This window comes from Gluconacetobacter asukensis (assembly GCF_014174375.1).
Taxonomy (GTDB): domain Bacteria; phylum Pseudomonadota; class Alphaproteobacteria; order Acetobacterales; family Acetobacteraceae; genus Gluconacetobacter; species Gluconacetobacter asukensis.
In genome coordinates this window covers 73939-89331 of record NZ_JABEQE010000010.1, presented here as the reverse complement: position 1 = coordinate 89331, position 15393 = coordinate 73939, and the positions used below count along the sequence as shown (strand labels likewise).

17 protein-coding genes and 1 pseudogene are annotated in these 15393 nt (G+C 63.6%); 14 read left to right on the top strand and 4 right to left on the bottom strand.

Going from position 1 to position 15393, the window contains the following annotated elements; genetic code table 11:
* Positions 1-56 precede the first annotated feature (56 nt).
* The 5 genes and pseudogenes from HLH35_RS12555 (at position 57) to HLH35_RS12535 (ending at position 4054) form a co-directional block, all read left to right on the top strand.
* Positions 57-791 (top strand): hypothetical protein, encoded by a 735-nt coding sequence (locus tag HLH35_RS12555; protein WP_182979460.1) that lies wholly within the window; start codon positions 57-59, stop codon positions 789-791.
* A 30-nt stretch (positions 792-821) separates the two neighbouring features.
* Positions 822-1445 (top strand): GTP cyclohydrolase I FolE, encoded by a 624-nt coding sequence (gene folE / locus HLH35_RS12550; protein ID WP_182979459.1) that lies wholly within the window; start codon positions 822-824, stop codon positions 1443-1445.
* A 36-nt stretch (positions 1446-1481) separates the two neighbouring features.
* Entirely contained in the window at positions 1482-2684 is a 1203-nt protein-coding gene (locus HLH35_RS20395; protein WP_408870123.1) for an MFS transporter, read from the top strand.
* A gap of 142 nt (positions 2685-2826) precedes the next feature.
* A pseudogene (locus HLH35_RS12540) lies at positions 2827-3700 on the top strand (IS1595 family transposase); the annotation flags it as partial.
* A 186-nt stretch (positions 3701-3886) separates the two neighbouring features.
* Positions 3887-4054, top strand: coding sequence for a hypothetical protein (locus HLH35_RS12535; RefSeq protein ID WP_182979458.1), 168 nt, complete (start codon positions 3887-3889; stop codon positions 4052-4054).
* A 192-nt stretch (positions 4055-4246) separates the two neighbouring features.
* Here the strand turns inward: HLH35_RS12535 and HLH35_RS12530 are convergent, their stop codons facing one another.
* Positions 4247-4459 carry a hypothetical protein gene (locus HLH35_RS12530; protein WP_182979457.1) on the bottom strand — a complete coding sequence of 71 codons (213 nt, stop codon included), beginning with the start codon at positions 4457-4459 and terminating at the stop codon, positions 4247-4249.
* Between HLH35_RS12530 and HLH35_RS12525 the strand changes: the two genes are divergently transcribed.
* Both HLH35_RS12525 and HLH35_RS12520 read left to right on the top strand, forming a co-directional pair.
* Positions 4458-5318, top strand: a complete 861-nt coding sequence (locus HLH35_RS12525) for a glucose 1-dehydrogenase (RefSeq protein WP_182979456.1) — start codon at positions 4458-4460, stop codon at positions 5316-5318. The two genes, HLH35_RS12530 and HLH35_RS12525, sit on opposite strands and share 2 nt — an antisense overlap.
* Positions 5311-6579 (top strand): D-mannose isomerase, encoded by a 1269-nt coding sequence (locus tag HLH35_RS12520; protein ID WP_182979455.1) that lies wholly within the window; start codon positions 5311-5313, stop codon positions 6577-6579. Before HLH35_RS12525 ends, HLH35_RS12520 begins: the two co-directional genes overlap by 8 nt.
* A gap of 38 nt (positions 6580-6617) precedes the next feature.
* Here HLH35_RS12520 and HLH35_RS12515 read toward each other — a convergent pair whose 3' ends face one another.
* Positions 6618-7838, bottom strand: a complete 1221-nt coding sequence (locus HLH35_RS12515; protein WP_182979454.1) for an NADP-dependent isocitrate dehydrogenase — start codon at positions 7836-7838, stop codon at positions 6618-6620.
* A 265-nt stretch (positions 7839-8103) separates the two neighbouring features.
* Between HLH35_RS12515 and HLH35_RS12510 the strand changes: the two genes are divergently transcribed.
* From HLH35_RS12510 to HLH35_RS12500, 3 genes are all read left to right on the top strand, one after another.
* Positions 8104-8349, top strand: a complete 246-nt coding sequence (locus tag HLH35_RS12510) for a hypothetical protein (protein WP_182979453.1) — start codon at positions 8104-8106, stop codon at positions 8347-8349.
* A 36-nt stretch (positions 8350-8385) separates the two neighbouring features.
* The gene (locus HLH35_RS12505; protein ID WP_182979452.1) at positions 8386-9372 is read left to right on the top strand and encodes a zinc-dependent alcohol dehydrogenase family protein; all 987 of its coding nucleotides are present in this window, start codon (positions 8386-8388) and stop codon (positions 9370-9372) included.
* Between the two features lie 171 nt (positions 9373-9543).
* Positions 9544-11313: a DEAD/DEAH box helicase gene (locus tag HLH35_RS12500; protein ID WP_182979451.1), complete on the top strand. Its 1770-nt coding sequence runs from the start codon at positions 9544-9546 to the stop codon at positions 11311-11313.
* Between the two features lie 58 nt (positions 11314-11371).
* Here HLH35_RS12500 and HLH35_RS12495 read toward each other — a convergent pair whose 3' ends face one another.
* Positions 11372-11758, bottom strand: a complete 387-nt coding sequence (locus tag HLH35_RS12495; protein WP_182979450.1) for a hypothetical protein — start codon at positions 11756-11758, stop codon at positions 11372-11374.
* Between the two features lie 224 nt (positions 11759-11982).
* Here HLH35_RS12495 and HLH35_RS12490 point away from each other — a divergent pair, with 224 nt between their 5' ends.
* Complete coding sequence (locus HLH35_RS12490; RefSeq protein ID WP_182979449.1) at positions 11983-13179, top strand: cation:proton antiporter; 1197 nt, start codon at positions 11983-11985, stop codon at positions 13177-13179.
* Positions 13180-13290: 111 nt separating this feature from the next.
* A complete protein-coding gene (locus tag HLH35_RS12485; protein ID WP_182979448.1) occupies positions 13291-13758 on the top strand; it encodes a YbaK/EbsC family protein in 468 nt (155 codons plus the stop codon).
* Between the two features lie 40 nt (positions 13759-13798).
* Here HLH35_RS12485 and HLH35_RS12480 read toward each other — a convergent pair whose 3' ends face one another.
* Positions 13799-14077 carry a hypothetical protein gene (locus HLH35_RS12480; protein ID WP_220790659.1) on the bottom strand — a complete coding sequence of 93 codons (279 nt, stop codon included), beginning with the start codon at positions 14075-14077 and terminating at the stop codon, positions 13799-13801.
* Positions 14078-14344: 267 nt separating this feature from the next.
* Between HLH35_RS12480 and HLH35_RS12475 the strand changes: the two genes are divergently transcribed.
* Together HLH35_RS12475 and HLH35_RS12470 are read left to right on the top strand one after the other, a co-directional pair.
* Positions 14345-14770, top strand: a complete 426-nt coding sequence (locus tag HLH35_RS12475) for an Ivy family c-type lysozyme inhibitor (RefSeq protein WP_338029341.1) — start codon at positions 14345-14347, stop codon at positions 14768-14770.
* 172 nt (positions 14771-14942) lie between these two features.
* A complete protein-coding gene (locus HLH35_RS12470; RefSeq protein WP_182979447.1) occupies positions 14943-15350 on the top strand; it encodes a hypothetical protein in 408 nt (135 codons plus the stop codon).
* Positions 15351-15393: the final 43 nt, after the last annotated feature.

The following is a 15393-nucleotide window of genomic DNA, read 5'->3' as shown; positions in this document are numbered from 1 at the left end:
TATTGATGGTTCAAATCTGTGTGTTGGTTACTAACTTGACCGAATCGGAGACTTCAGTGGATCATATTTCTAACGTCATCAACGCTGACACAAAGGCCGATCTCGACTCCAGGGTGGAGCAGTTAATAGCTGCGATGACTCCGGATGGATACCGTGGCCTAACAAGGAAGCTCGAGGATCATTTTGGACTTCGATTTGCCGAAGTTCCTTCTCATCCGTTTAACATTAAAGCGATGATCAAGGGAAAAGACATCGTCTTTTCGGAATCGGTATCCCTGACCTCTCGCGCATTTATGATGCTTCACAGCTTAGGTCATTATTATTTTATATGTGAGGCGAAGAGGAAAAATGTCGAACGCTACTCGTACATATATGATCTTCGTGGTGTACAGGCTGCACTGCACTACTACGAAACAGAAGGTCAAGCAAACGGTCTTGAGGCGCCGCCCGAGATGACCGAACAGAAGAGGAAAGATCGGGTATCATTTGAAATCGGAGCCAATAATTTTGCGATCGATCTTATGCGGACACTTGGTTTGGAGAACGTTGGACCGATCGTTCGCGCTTATGAGGTCGGTGATATCAACTACATTGTGGACGTTTCGGGTCGCGGCAAAAGTGCCATCACAAAAACTGATCGGGAGTATCTTGAAAAGTATATTTGCGGGGACTTGTCCGTGGATCCGGATGATATGTACGATGATGGCGTGTATAGCTCCGGGTCCTTCGATGTTGACGCAATTGATTGGCGATATCTCGAGGATATAAAGCTCGAAATCCACTTTTTCTGATTGGGCTCCTTCAGATCGGACGATGATATCATGTTAAAGACGAACTTTAGTGAGGCCGCGGTGCGACCAACAGCGGAAGAAGCTGAAGCAGCGGTTCGAACGCTGCTTCGGTGGGCGGGAGACGACCCGTCCCGTGAAGGCCTGTTAGGGACCCCAGATCGTGTCGTGAGATCCTACGGCGAGTTTTTCGCGGGGTACGCGATGGACCCAAGAGAAACACTCGGTCGAACTTTTGATGAGGTGGAGGGCTACGATGAGATTGTTGCGCTCCAGAATATTCGCTTCGAGAGTCATTGCGAACATCATATGGTTCCAATTGTAGGTTTCGTCCATCTTGCCTATCTTCCGGCATCGCGCGTCGTAGGAATCTCGAAGCTGGCCCGGTTGGTAGACGGTTACTCGAAACGGTTTACGATTCAGGAGAAGATGACTGCCCAAATTGCGAATGCCATCGACGATGTCCTGAAGCCGCGCGGTGTAGCGGTCATTGTGCAAGGTTCGCACCAATGCATGACGACACGGGGCGTCCATAGGCCCGGCGTGGGAATGGTGACCAGCCGAATGACAGGTGCATTCAGAGAAGACTTTGGGACGAGGACGGAACTCTTCTCTCTTCTCGGGCTACAGCAAACCCCTGGACTTCAGGGCGTTTGAGGTCCAAGAACTCCGTGCTTTCGTTTCGGCTGCCTCGTGCGAAACAGGAGATCTTCGTTGGATCGGGTACACATCTCCATTTACCAACTGCTAACTATATGTGGTTGCCTCTTCCTGATTGGATCGGCGGAAGTTATCGCTGGTCCCATGATGTATGTCATGGGAAGGCATTTTGGGGCGTCGTCGAGTGCTATTGCCTATCTCTCCGCTGCATACGGCTTGACATACGGATCCGTCGCTTTGGTGGCGGGCCCGTTGTCGGACCACTTTGGCCGTAAGTGGCCGCTGGTGGCCGGATTGATCGGTTTCGGCGCGTGTAATGCCGCAATTCCCCAGTCACCCGTCCTCTCAGTTGCTATCTCGCTCTCGGCTCTCTGCGGTTTGTGTGCGGCAATCATTCAACCGAATGCGCTATCCCTAATCGGGGATATCGCAGGAGGTGAAGAAGCTGGGAGGCGCGTAGGGCAGGCGTTCGTTGGTCTCATGGCGGCATTCGTGGTGACTCCACTGGGCGCAGGATGGGCTGCAAAAAACGGTGATTGGGAATCGGCTTACTATTTGCTCTCTGCACTTGCTTCCGGCGCGGTGTTTTTCGTTGCGCTTCTGTTTGACCCAGACCGACGCACTTCCGCTGAAAGGCTGCCTTTCCTTGCGCTGGTATCTGGGGCCCTACGCGTTCAACAGGCGCGATTGAGTCTGTCGATTAGCTACTTGTGGCTCGGATGGATGGCCGGTTTCGGTGCCGTTGTTGCCGGCGTGGCCGCTCGGAAGCTGGATTTGCGGTCCACGGATGTAGCGCTCGTGGTTGCCTATTGGGGCGCAGCAATTATCGTTGGAAACCTATCAGGGCATCGATTAAATAGATGTCTGCATCATGTCGCCCTTCCATTTGGCGCAGGCATTGCCGCTTTGGGGGTGCTCGCATTTGCACTTCCGGTGAGTTCTCTAGTGGCTCTTGGTGCTGTGGGCACGCCCTGGGCCTTGGGTTACGGTTGCGCGGGGCCTCTGCATCACGCTCGCCTCAATGGTCTCTCAGTTCGCTTCCGAGGAACCATAAACTCGCTCCATGCCAGCTTGCTTAATTTTGGTATATTCTCCGTATCACTCCTCTTCGGAGCTACGGCTCCCACGGCTCCGATGTCGCTGTTCTGCGGCGCGGTTGCGCTGGTTGGATTCCTGGGGGCCTTATTATCTTTGGCGGTACCCGGGTCACGTTTTTCGGCGCCCAGGGCGGAATAGATAGCCGGTGGGGGCGGCTATGTTGGTACCAAAAGGGGATGGCCAATCATGTCGCTCAATAACCTTCCTGATTACGCACTATGTTCAGCCATAGATTTATGTACAAAACGAGAACATCTGTTGTTTTCGAGAGGCTTGATCGATGGCTCGCAACAAGGTTCAGTTTCAGAAAGGGCTAAGCGAAGCCCAATTTGATGAACTCTACGGAAGCGAAGAGAAGTGCCGAGCGGTGATCTTTAGCTGGCGCGGGCAATCTGGTTTTTGAATGTCCGGCCTGTGGCGGGCGTGAACACAGCGTCATTCAGAGCCGTGGGCAGTATCAATGCAGTGCCTGCCGGAAGTAGACGTCGCTGATCGCCGGAACGATCTTCGCGGCGACCAAGGTGCCGCTACGGACATGGTTTCGTGCCCTGTATCATCTGACCCAGAGCAAAGGCGGCATTTCCAGTATCGAACTGGGACGCAGGCTCGGCGTGACGCAGACCACGGCCTGGAAGATCAAGCATAAACTCGCGCAGGTGATGATGGAGCGCGAGGCCGGCAAGCGACTGAAGGGACGGATCGAACTGATGACGCCGATCATGGCCGCTGTCGAAACCACACCGCAAGGCAAGCCGATCCGCCTGAAACTCCGTCGCGTGGCCGGGTTCAGCAGCGCCGAGATCGCAAAGATGGCAAAAACAGTTTCGACCCGCCAGCAGCGTGGTCAGTGACGGTCTACGCTGTTTCGCCGCCGTCACCGAAGCAGAGTGCGTCCATCATTCCATCCTGACCGGTTCGGGACCAAAGGCAGGCCGCAATCCTGCTTTCAAATGGGTCAAGACCGCTCTTGCCAACATCAAGAACGCCATGACCGGTACCTACCTCGCTATCCGTGACAAGCATGCGCCGCGCTATCTCGCCGAGTTCGTCTATCGCTTCAATCGCCGCTTCGACCTCGCCGCCGTGATCCCTCGCCTCGGATACACCTCAGTCAGAACCCCTCCTATGCCTATCGCCTCCTCAAATTGGCTGAAATTAATGCGCAATCAGGAAAAACTTTGATCTGTTCAGGGTCCTCGTATGCTCATAGTATAAAACTACCGATCAAATCAGAATTTTTACGGATCTTCGTTGAAGCCGCCCTCAACCGCAAATTCCCTTGACCTCGCCCGGTTCGACTCGTCCTTTACCTCAAGAGGCAATCACCAAAGGAGAAATGCATGTTTTTGTTCGGGATTGGTGCGCTTATCTCTGCGGTTCTGTTTGGTCTGTGGTTGTGGGTCGACAACCAGGCTGTGACCGAGGAAAGCCCCAAAGGCAGCCGCGATGCCAAAGAAGCCGATGCCGAGTTCGAGCGGACGATGAAGGACATCGAGGAAGGAAAATAGGCGGCGTTCTTTCGCCACCCGCCAGCCCGGTATGGCAGCGGAGACGGTGGCGCGTCGTGGCGCCGCCAAATCCATGTCTTCATTTACGATTTGCGGGATTGAATGGTGCCCGGAGGCCGCTCCTGGCGACCTCGTCCCCTTCGACACTGCCGGCAATGCACCACTGATCGCAGAGATGCCCCATCGCCATTTTCAAAATGGCTGAACCTGCTGCGCAATCAGAAATTTTTCCGGCTCTTCCCTTGCCAGTCGCGAATTTTCCAGAATTAGGAAACCATCAAGCAATCTGAACAAGAGTTTAGGAAACGCTTCCTGCCCCCAGCGTGTTTGCAGGGGGAGGCGGCGGTTGCCAGAGGGGAGACCGTTACCTGCCAGTCCATGATTTTCCGCAGGAGGCACCCTCATGTCCCAGACCATTCCACCCCAGAGCCAGGACCACCAGCCGGGCATCGAGCGCCTGCTGAAACCGCAGGCGGAGCATATCCGCGCCGATTATCGCGGCAGCGGCAAGTTGCAGGGCCGACGGGCGCTGATCACGGGCGGCGACAGCGGCATCGGCCGCGCGGCGGCACTGCATTTCGCGCGCGAAGGTGCCAATGTCGCCATCCTGTATCTGGAAGAAAACGAGGACGCACAGGAAACGATCCGCCTCGTCGAAGCCGAAGGCGTGAAGGGCCTGGCAATCGAAGGAGACGTGTCCGACAGCACGGTCTGCGACGACGCGGTTGCCCGCACGGTCGAAACCTTCGGCGGGCTGGACATCGTGGTGAACAATGCCGGCGTCCAATATGTCAGCGAAGACCTGACCGCTATCACCGATGCCGTCTGGCAGCGCCATATGGACGTGAACATCAACGGCTATTTCTACATCGTGCGCGCCGCCCTGCCCCATCTCGGCAAGGGCAGCGCCATCATCAACACGTCGTCGATCAATGCGTTCGCCGGCAACAGATCCCTGGTCGCCTATTCCACCACCAAGGCGGCCGAAATGGGCTTCACGCGTGCCCTGGCCCTGCAGCTCGCCGAGAAGGACATCCGGGTCAACGCCGTCGCCCCCGGCCCGGTCTGGACGCCGCTGCAACCCGCAAGCTGGGGACCGGTCGATCCACAGGCGGTGGCCGATCTGGGCAAGGATACCCCGCTGGGCCGGATCGGCCAGCCGAGCGAACTGGGGCCGGCCTATGTCTATCTGGCATCGCAGGACGCATCCTACGTCACGGGCCAGACCATCCACGTCAATGGCGGCATGATCATCAATGGCTGAGCCGCTCCCCTCGCTGATGCTGCCGGCATCAAGCTGGCTGCGCGCATCCACGCATCGTCGCTGGCTCGATCTTCAGGGCCAGCGCCTGCTGGATTTCTCGAAACCCTCGCGGGTCGATGAAGGGTTCGCCCCCCTGGGCAATGACGGAAGGCTGATCTCGGGCGAACAGGCCGACACGATCCTGACCGCGCGGATGACGCATGTTTATGCGGTCGCCGCCGGACGCGGCCTTCCCGGATGCGCTCCCCTGGCGGCCCATGGTGTCGCCAGCCTGCTGGGCCCGTTGCGCGATCAGGCCCATGGCGGCTGGTTCGCAGGCGCCGAACAGGATGGGAAAAGGCCGGGGAACGGCCGCAAGCAGGCCTATCTGCATGCCTTCGTATCCCTCGCCGCCTCCTCGGCCGTCGTGCAACGCATCCCGGGCGCGGACGGCCTACTGGACGACGCGCTCGCCGTATGGGACCGGCATTTCTGGAGCGAGGAGGAAGGCGTCTTCCGCGAGAGCTTCGCGGCGGACTGGACGGATGAGGAAGCCTATCGCGGCGCCAATGCGAACATGCACTCCGTGGAAGCCTGCATGGCGGTCGCCGACGTCACCGGCAATCCGCTCTGGCGCCACCGGGCCCTCAGGATCGCCGAGCGCTTCATCCATACCTTCGCCCGCAATGCCGCCTATGCCGTCCCGGAGCATTTCGATCTCGACTGGACGATCCTGAAGGATTTCCACAAGGATAAGCCGACCGACGATCTGCGCCCCTACGGCATGACACCGGGGCATTTCGTCGAATGGTCGCACCTGATGCTCAAACTGGAAGCCGCCCTGCTGCGCGAGGACGGCACCGCGCCCTCATGGCTGCTGGACGATGCCATCGGCCTGTTCGATTGCGGCACCAGGGCCGGATGGGCGCGCGACGGCGCGCCCGGCCTGCTCTATACCGTCGACTGGGAACTGGAACCGGTCGTGCATAACCGCCCCCACTGGTGCCAGGCCGAGGCGCTGACCGCCGCCGCCGCGCTGCTCAAGCGCACGGGCCACGCCGCGTACGAACGCTGGTACCGCACGATCTGGGATTATATCGACCTGCACATGATCGACCGCAGACAGGGCGGCTGGCTCCAGGAACTGGACCGGAACAATCGCCCTTCGGCCGTGGTCTATGCAGGCAAGGCCGATCTCTACCATGCCTGGCAGGCAACGCTGACGCCGCTCCTGCCCCTGGCGCCGAGCTTCGCGACAGCAGTCGCCATACTCGATCAATAAGAAAGCGGCCGGGCCCGAAAGCCCGGCCGCCTCGTACATCAACCGGCCGCAATCGCCTTGCGCAGGTTGGTGTCCAGCGCCGCCAGGAAGTCCTGGGTCGTCAGCCACTTGGCCTCCGGCCCGATCAGCAGGGCCAGATCCTTGGTCATCTGCCCCGCTTCGACCGTCTCGACGCAGACGCGTTCCAGCGTCTCCGCGAAATGGGTCACGTCGGGCGTGTTGTCGAACCGGCCGCGATAGGCCAGGCCGCGCGTCCAGGCGAAGATCGAGGCGATCGGGTTCGTGCTGGTCGGCCGGCCCTTCTGGTGCTCGCGATAATGGCGCGTCACCGTGCCATGCGCGGCCTCGGATTCCACCACGTCGCCGGTCGGGTTCAGCAGAACCGAGGTCATCAGCCCCAGGCTGCCGAAGCCCTGCGCCACGATGTCGCTCTCGACGTCACCGTCATAGTTCTTGCACGCCCAGACATAGCCGCCGCTCCATTTCAGGGCCGAGGCCACCATGTCGTCGATCAGGCGATGCTCGTAGGTCAGGCCCAGCTTCTCGAAATCGGCCTTGAACTCGGCGTCGTAGATCTCCTGGAACACGTCCTTGAACATGCCGTCATAGGCCTTCAGGATCGTGTTCTTGGTCGACAGGTAGACCGGCAGCTTGCGGTCGCGGCCATAGGTCAGCGACGCCCGGGCAAAGCCCTCGATCGAGGCGCGGGTATTGTGCATGCCCAGCGCGACGCCGGGGCCCTTGAAATCATGCACGTCCAGCGTGACCGGCGCGCTGCCGTCGGCCGGCGTGTAGGTCAGGGTCACCTTGCCGGGGCCGGGGATCTTGGTCTCGGCGGCGCGATAGATGTCGCCATAGGCATGGCGGCCGATGACGATCGGCTGCGTCCAGTGCGGCACCAGGCGCGGCACGTTGGAGCAGATGATCGGCTCGCGGAAGATCGTGCCGTCGAGGATGTTGCGGATCGTGCCGTTGGGCGAACGCCACATCTTCTTCAGCCCGAACTCGGCCACGCGGGCCTCATCGGGGGTGATCGTCGCGCACTTGACGCCGACCCGGTATTTCTTGATCGCCTCGGCGGCCTCGACGGTCACCTGGTCGTCGGTGGCGTCGCGGTGCTCGATTCCCAGATCGTAATATTTCAGATCGATATCGAGATACGGGAGAATCAGCTTCTCCTTGATGAAGCTCCAGATGATCCGCGTCATCTCATCGCCGTCGAGTTCGACGACCGGTTCCTTCACCTTGATCTTGGCCATACGGCTTTTCCTCTTGGTTCTGCTTGCCTACGGGGGGCGAAACATTTCGTGGGGGCCGGAGGAACCTGACGGTCCCCGGCCTGTCCGCGCCCTGTCCTGGCCGCGCGATGCGCCAGCCGCGAAATCCGGGCCCAATGTCATACCGGCCCGCACAGGGGCTGCCTAGCAGTCCTCGCAACTCTGTTATGACGATCGCGACATTCCACTTGAGAATGATTATCATTTGAATATTATGGACGCTACACCTTGCCCGATGGAGTCCCGGATGCAGCGCCACCTCTCGACCGGTTCCACCCTGATCTCCGCCCTGCTGGCCCATGATCGGACCGGCCGCCCGTCCCCCCGCCGCGACCGCGCGGGCAACCAGCCCGACCGCACCGTCTTCGACCGCCCTCTCTCCCCATCACCCTGGCCAGACCCCACGCGCACCCCTCTGGAATCACGATCGGGTCATCGCCTGGGCGCGCTGATCCAGATCATAGCGCAGGGCCACGCCGACATGATGGAATAAGCGGGCAATCCCGACCCACGCGCCGGAGACCCGACCATGCATGCGATGAGACTGGATGCCCCGCACACCCCACTGCAATGGGTCGAACTGCCCGACCGCCAGCCCGGTCCCGGCCAGATCCGGGTGCGGGTCTGCGCCTGCGGCGTCTGCCGTACCGACCTGCATGTGGTGGATGGCGACCTGCCCTTTCCCGGCCACCCGGTCATACCGGGGCACGAGATCGTGGGACGGATCGACGCGCTGGGCGAAGGGGTGCAGGGCCTGCAACTGGGGCAGCGGGTGGGCATTCCCTGGCTTGGCCATACCTGCGGCGTCTGCCGCTACTGCCACACCGGCCACGAAAATCTCTGCGACCACCCGCTCTTCACCGGCTACACCCGCGATGGCGGCTATGCCACCGCCGCCATCGCCGATGCGCAATACGCCTTTCCATTGGGCGAGGACGGTGACGATGTCGAACTGGCCCCCCTGCTGTGCGCGGGTCTGATCGGCTGGCGATCGCTGGTGATGGCGGGCGAGGACGCAAGGACGGTGGGCCTGTACGGCTTCGGCGCCGCCGCCCATATCATTGCGCAGGTCGCGATCTGGCAGGGCCGCAAGGTGTACGGCTTCACCCGCCCGGGCGACCACGCAACACAGGATTTCGCGCGCGGCCTCGGCGCGGTCTGGGCCGGCGGATCGGACGAACTCCCGCCCGAACCGCTGGATGCCGCCATCATCTTCGCACCGGTGGGCGCGCTGGTGCCCGCCGCCCTGCGCGCGGTGCGCAAGGGCGGGCGCGTGGTCTGCGCCGGCATCCATATGAGCGAGATCCCGGCCTTTTCCTACGATCTGTTATGGGAGGAGCGGCAACTGGTCTCGGTCGCCAACCTGACGCGACAGGACGGGATCGATTTCCTGTCTCTTGCACCGAAAATCGGCATCCGCACCAGCACGACGCGCTACCCCCTGCACGATGCCAATCGCGCGCTGGATGATCTGCGCGCCGGACGGTTCGAGGGCGCGGCCGTCCTGGTTCCCTGATTCCACAGGGTCGCCCCCTGCGGGGCGTAGGGCAGACCCCTACGACGCGACGGCGCTTTCGCTCTGGTATTTTCGGCTGCGATTCTTTATGGAGCGCGATCCCGCCATTGTGCCCTTGCCTGTCTCGCGCCACGTCGCGACGTGGCTTCTTCTGTCCGGATGATCCGCCCCATGCCTTTTCCCGAAACCCACCCCGCCCTTCGGCGCGCGCTCGACGCGCGCGGCTATGACGAGCCCACACCGGTCCAGCAGGCCGTGCTGGATGTCGCGGCGGACGGCAAGGATCTGCTGGTGTCGGCCCAGACCGGATCGGGCAAGACGGTGGCGTTCGGGCTGGCCATGGCCGACACCCTGCTGGGCGGGGCCGAACGGTTCGGGGCTGCCGGCGCGCCCTTGGCCGTCATCGTCGCCCCCACACGCGAGCTGGCCATGCAGGTCCAGCGTGAACTGACATGGCTGTACGCGCCGGCGGGCGGGCGCATCGTCTCCTGCATCGGCGGCATGGACGCGCGGCGCGAGGCACGGGCACTGGAACTCGGCGCCCATATCGTCGTCGGCACCCCCGGGCGGCTCTGCGATCACCAGCGCCGCGGCCGGCTGGTCCTGTCCGAGCTGCGCGTCGTGGTGCTGGACGAAGCCGACGAGATGCTGGACCTCGGCTTCCGCGAGGAACTGGAGCAGTTGCTGGACGCGATGCCGGCCACGCGCCGCACGCTGCTGTTCTCGGCCACCATCGCCAAGGAAATCGCCTCGCTGGCGCGGCGCTACCAGCGCGACGCGCTGCGCATCGATACGCTGTCCGGCGCCCGCCAGCATGCCGACATCACCTACCGCGCCGTGCTGACCGACCCGCGCGAGATCATCCCGGCGGTGGTCAACATCCTGCGCTATACCGACAGCCCCACCTCGATGGTGTTCTGCGCCACCCGCGAACTGGTGCGCCACATGCAGGGCGCGCTGCTGGAACGCGGCTTCGCCTCGGTCGCGCTGTCGGGCGAACTGGGCCAGAACGAGCGCACCCGCGCCATCGACAGCCTGCGCACCGGCCAGGCCAGCGTCTGCGTCGCGACCGACGTTGCGGCGCGCGGCATCGACATTCCGGCGCTCGCCCTGGTGGTGCATGCCAGCCTGCCCACCGACAGCGCCACCCTACTGCACCGTTCGGGCCGCACCGGCCGCGCCGGGCGCAAGGGCGTGTGCGCCCTCGTCGTGCCGGTCTCGATGCGCCGTCGCGCCGAGCGGCTGCTGGCCATGGCCAAGGTCACGGCGGAATGGACCGCCGTCCCCACCGCCGACGCCATCCGCGCCCAGGATTTTGAACGGCTGCTGACCGACCAGAGCCTGACCGAAACCGCCGCCCCAGGCGACGAGGAGCAGGTCGCCCGCCTGGCCGCCGACCGCACCCCCGAACAGCTGGCAACCGCCCTGCTGCAGATGTACCGCGCCCGCCTGCCGGACCCGGAGGATATCCGCCCCCTGCGCGTCGATGCCCCCCGCCCGGCACGTGACGGCGAACCCGCCACCCGCCGCGAGCGCCCGGCCCGCGACGAACAGGGTCCGCGCGGCGACGGCGTGTGGTTCTCCATGAGTGTCGGACGGCAGGACAAGGCCGATCCGAAATGGCTGGTGCCGCTGATCTGCCGCCTGGGCGGCGTGCGCAAGAACGAGATCGGCTCGATCCGCATCGCCGGCGACCATACGCTGTTCGAAATCGCCACGGCCTCGGCCGAGCGCTTCAGCGCCTGCGTCGCCGCCACCGATTCCGACGAGGTCCAGATCAGCCCGGCACAGGCTCCGGCCGGCGGCGGCGGTGGCCGAGGCGGCGATCGCGGCCCCGGCGGCGCGCCGCGTGGACGTGGCCCCCGTGGCGCCCCCCCGTCCGGCGCCCCCCGGCGTCGTCCGGCGGCCGGCCCGTCATCGTCGCGCAAGCGCGGCGCATAAGGCCGGCAGAACCGTAACCCGCCTGGATCACACGATCCGGGCGGGTCACTTCAGTCTTTTACAACCCACCCGTCAGCATGTTGGCAGCGTTCGTCCGCGTCTGCTGACCCAGCGCATTCAGACGGTTCTGTTCGGTCGTGCCGGCGTTGCGCAGACGATCCACCTGGCGCTGCGGCGTATTGCGCACGGCGTCGACCGCATCGCGGCCACTCTGTACCCGCTGCTGCACGCCGTTCGTCACCCCATCGCGATAGGCACGGCCACGGCCCGCCAGGCAATCCTCGCGCTGGGCCAGGCGGCCGGCGACATCCCATCCCGGCGCCGTCGACTGGTTGCCGGACTGGGTACAGGCGTCATCCGCCGCGCGGGCAGCCGGCATGGCGGCGGTCAGCGCCAGAACGGTCATGGGCAGGGCAAGAGCAAGCAGGGATTTCCGGATCGTCATCGATCAATTCTCACATTCTGTGACTACAGCGCATGGAACCATGCCGTCATGGCGGGAATAGGTCCATCGTATGGCAGAACCGGGCCAATCGCATGGGTCGCCCCCGTGCGGACACGGGCAATCAACGGCCGGCCATTGTCCCCGATTTGATCCCTGAACATCATTTAATATATGCATGGAGCGCATAGATAACGGTCAGCAGCACGCGGAGGCGCACGGACGGCATGAATATCATCGCGGATTTCGGCGTATTCGTGATGGTTCCATGGCTGGCCTGGCGTCTGCTGGGGCGGACGATTCCGATCGCGGTGCTGCCGATCGTGGTGGGTATCCTGATCGCCGTGACAGGCTGGCCCGTCGATCGGCTTGGCGTGCCGTCCGCCACCGGCGACATGATCGGCTGGGTGGCCGTATTGATCCTGGCCTTCACCGCCGGGCTGGAAATGTGGCAGCATCCCGGCGAAGACCCGTCGACCGCCATGCCGGAAACCTCCCTACCCCGACTGCTGGGCAGCGCATTCGTCGCCCTGGCCGTTCCGTTCGGCATCGGCACGCTTCTGGTCCACGCGGTGCTGATGCCCCAGCCGGACTGGCAGGCACCGGACGGGCAGAATTGGGTCGGCGCCATGGCGATCGGCCTGTGCATCGCCGTCAGCGCCCTGCCGGTCCTGATCGGTATCGTCCGCGAACTGGCCCCCACCGAACGGGGGGTCGGACAATTGGCGCTGCGGCTGGCCGTCGTGGACGACATGGCGTTGTGGACCGGGCTGGCGGCGCTGCAATTCGCGGCCAAGGGCGCCTCCGCGCTGCATGGATGGAGCCATCTCCAGATCCTGGCAGTCCTGCTGCTGGGTGCGATGGTGGCGGTCAGCGGCTGGGCAACCCGCCGTTTTCCCGCACCGCCCCTGTGGCTGATCTGGGCGGTGCTGCCGGTATGGCTGGCGGCCGGATCATGGGCCAGCATGCAGTTGGGTCTGCATGAGCTGATCGGCGCCTATGCCGCCGGCGCGCTGATGCCCCCAAGCTGGGTACGTCGCCTGCCGGTCGAACAGGTGGGCAGCCTGGCGCTGGTCTGGCTCGCGCCGCTCTTCTTCGGCCATAGCGGCATGCATATCGACGGCCGCGCCCTGACCTTTCCCTCCATCCTGGCATCGCTGCTGCTGGTCGGGGTCTCGATCGCCAGCAAGCTGGGCGCGGTGTGGCTGTATCCGCCGTCACCCAGTCTCCGTGGCCGGCGGGCGCTGGCGGCCGGGGCCCTGCTGCAATGCAAGGGGCTGATGGAAATCGTCGCCGCCACCATCCTGCACCAGCGCGGCATGGTCTCCAACTTCGCCTTTGCCTCGCTCATGCTGCTGGCCGTGATCTCAACGGTGCTGACGGGCCCGATGTTCCGCCTGTTCGGCGGCGGCCGGGAGGCATAAGCCCCCCGCTCTCGACGACCTCCGGCAGACGGGCCAGGATACGGCGCGAGACGCGTCAGGGATGCCCAAGGAGCCGTTGCCCATGTCCACCCCCCTTCCCCATTCCGCCCGATGAGCCTGGACTCCGTCCGCGCCTTCCTGGCCGAGCGCGCGCCCGACCTGGCCATCATCGAACTGGACCAGCCGACCGCAACAGTGGCCGAGGCCGCCGCCGCGCACGGCACGCATCCCGCACAGATCGCCAAGACCATCTCGCTGCGACTGGGCGAACAGGTGGTGCTGGTGGTTGCGGCCGGCACCGCCCGGCTGGACAATCGCAAGACCAAGGATGCCTTCGGTCACAAGCCGCGCATGCTCGACCGCGCGGAGGTCGAGCAATGGACCAGCCACCCGGTGGGCGGCGTCTGTCCGTTCGGGCTGCCCGCCCCGCTCCCGGTCTATTGCGACGTCTCGCTGCGCGCTTTCGAAACGGTCATTCCCGCCGCCGGCGCGATCAACAGCGCCGTGCGCCTGTCGCCCGACCGGCTGGCCGAACTGACCGAGGCCAGTTGGGTCGATGTCTGCCAGGCGCCGGCCTGAAAACACGATCGGGAAAGCGGGCCGGCGGCGGCCCGCCGTTTCAGCGGATCGTCAGGCGAGGTTGCGGAACCTCGACCGTCGGCACCGGCTGAAGCTGCACGGCCGGCGCCGGCGGGGCGGCCCCGATCTGTGGCGCGGTCTTGACGACCGCCACCGGAATGGCGGTGTAACGCGGCTTGGGCGGCGCCTTGGGATGCCGCGACAGGGTCACGAACAACACGCCATAAGCCACGGCAAGCACGACCAGCACCCCGAGCTTGAGCTTTTTCGGGTTCGGCAACCGGGGCAAGACAGACGAGGGCGCGGAACGCTGGCGCATGGCGGGGACGATATTCCTGAACGGGCGGTGCGCCGGCACGCGGCTGATGAGGCGATCCTACACCAGACGGACGCACCCTGCCACGGGTAGCCCCGCTTTACGTTTCCTCCAAAAAAATGGGCTACGGGAAGAATATTTTAAACTTCGCGCCCGGATAAGCGTCCTGTGACCTCGGGCAGCCGAAGGTTTTTTGGCATGGATCTGATGGCGTGCCGATATCAGGCGGCGCCGGAAGACGCTCACCTTTATCTCAGGAGCCATGCCGACGTGCCGTGTCGTCTTATGCGTTTCATCCATGCCTGCCCCGTGGCCCTGCTTCTGATCGACCATCCCGCCAGGGCGACCGAACCGCCGCAAACCGCCGACCTGCTGCTCGAGGCCCCCTATCGCCGGGCCTATGTCGTCATGCAGCGCTTTCCGGATTGGGTCAGTCGCGGGCAGGCCACGTCGACGCCCGTGACGCAGGTCGCAACCGGTGGCCACGCCTATCTGCTGGGGCACCTGTGCAAACCACACGATTGCGGTGACAACCAGCTCGATATCGTTTTCGCGGCCGATGGCCACGCCGCCTGGGGATTGCTGCATGTCCGGCCAGACGCGCAGCATCCGTTCCTGCAAAGCTGGCTGGGCAATCCCGATGAGGAAATCCAGACCCTTCTGCTGCGGAACTATGCCACCCACAACCCACCCTGAAAGGGGCCGCCGCACCCGGTACCCTTTCGTCCACCGGCACTTCCTGCCATAGTCCCGCCGATCCCGCGGCGCCGCCGCCAGACCGGCCCGGCGCCCCCCGGGGAAAGCACGGGATCGCTGTCGAGCAGCACGCGTCGCATCCCCGGGGCCTCGCGCCAGTGGAATGCCCAGTGTGACGATCACTCATCCCGGCCGGCTGGCCGTCCTGTTCCTGTCCGGCATCCTCGCCGTCTCTCCCGCGATCGCGCAGGACGATGAAGGGGAAGTGGCGCCGTCCTCCACCACGGTCGAACTACAGAAACTGGTAGCGGTCCTGCAAACCGACCCCAATGCCACCAGCCAGCCATGCGTCGACGCCCTGACCGAACTGCACAAGACCCAGGACACGCTGGAAGCCGAACAGAAACGGACCAACGACCCCGATGTGGGGGTCGCGCGTGACGTGCTGGAAACGGATTTCGAAACCGCAGTCCAATCCTGCAGCCCCGACGCCACCGCATTGTGTGAAAAGAACGGCAACGACCCCAAGGTGGCCCACGCCTGCATGGCGCTGGACCAGCCCGCCGCTCCGCCGAAGTAAACAGCCATCAGGAACAGGACAGTGGCGCGTCCTGTCCCATCGC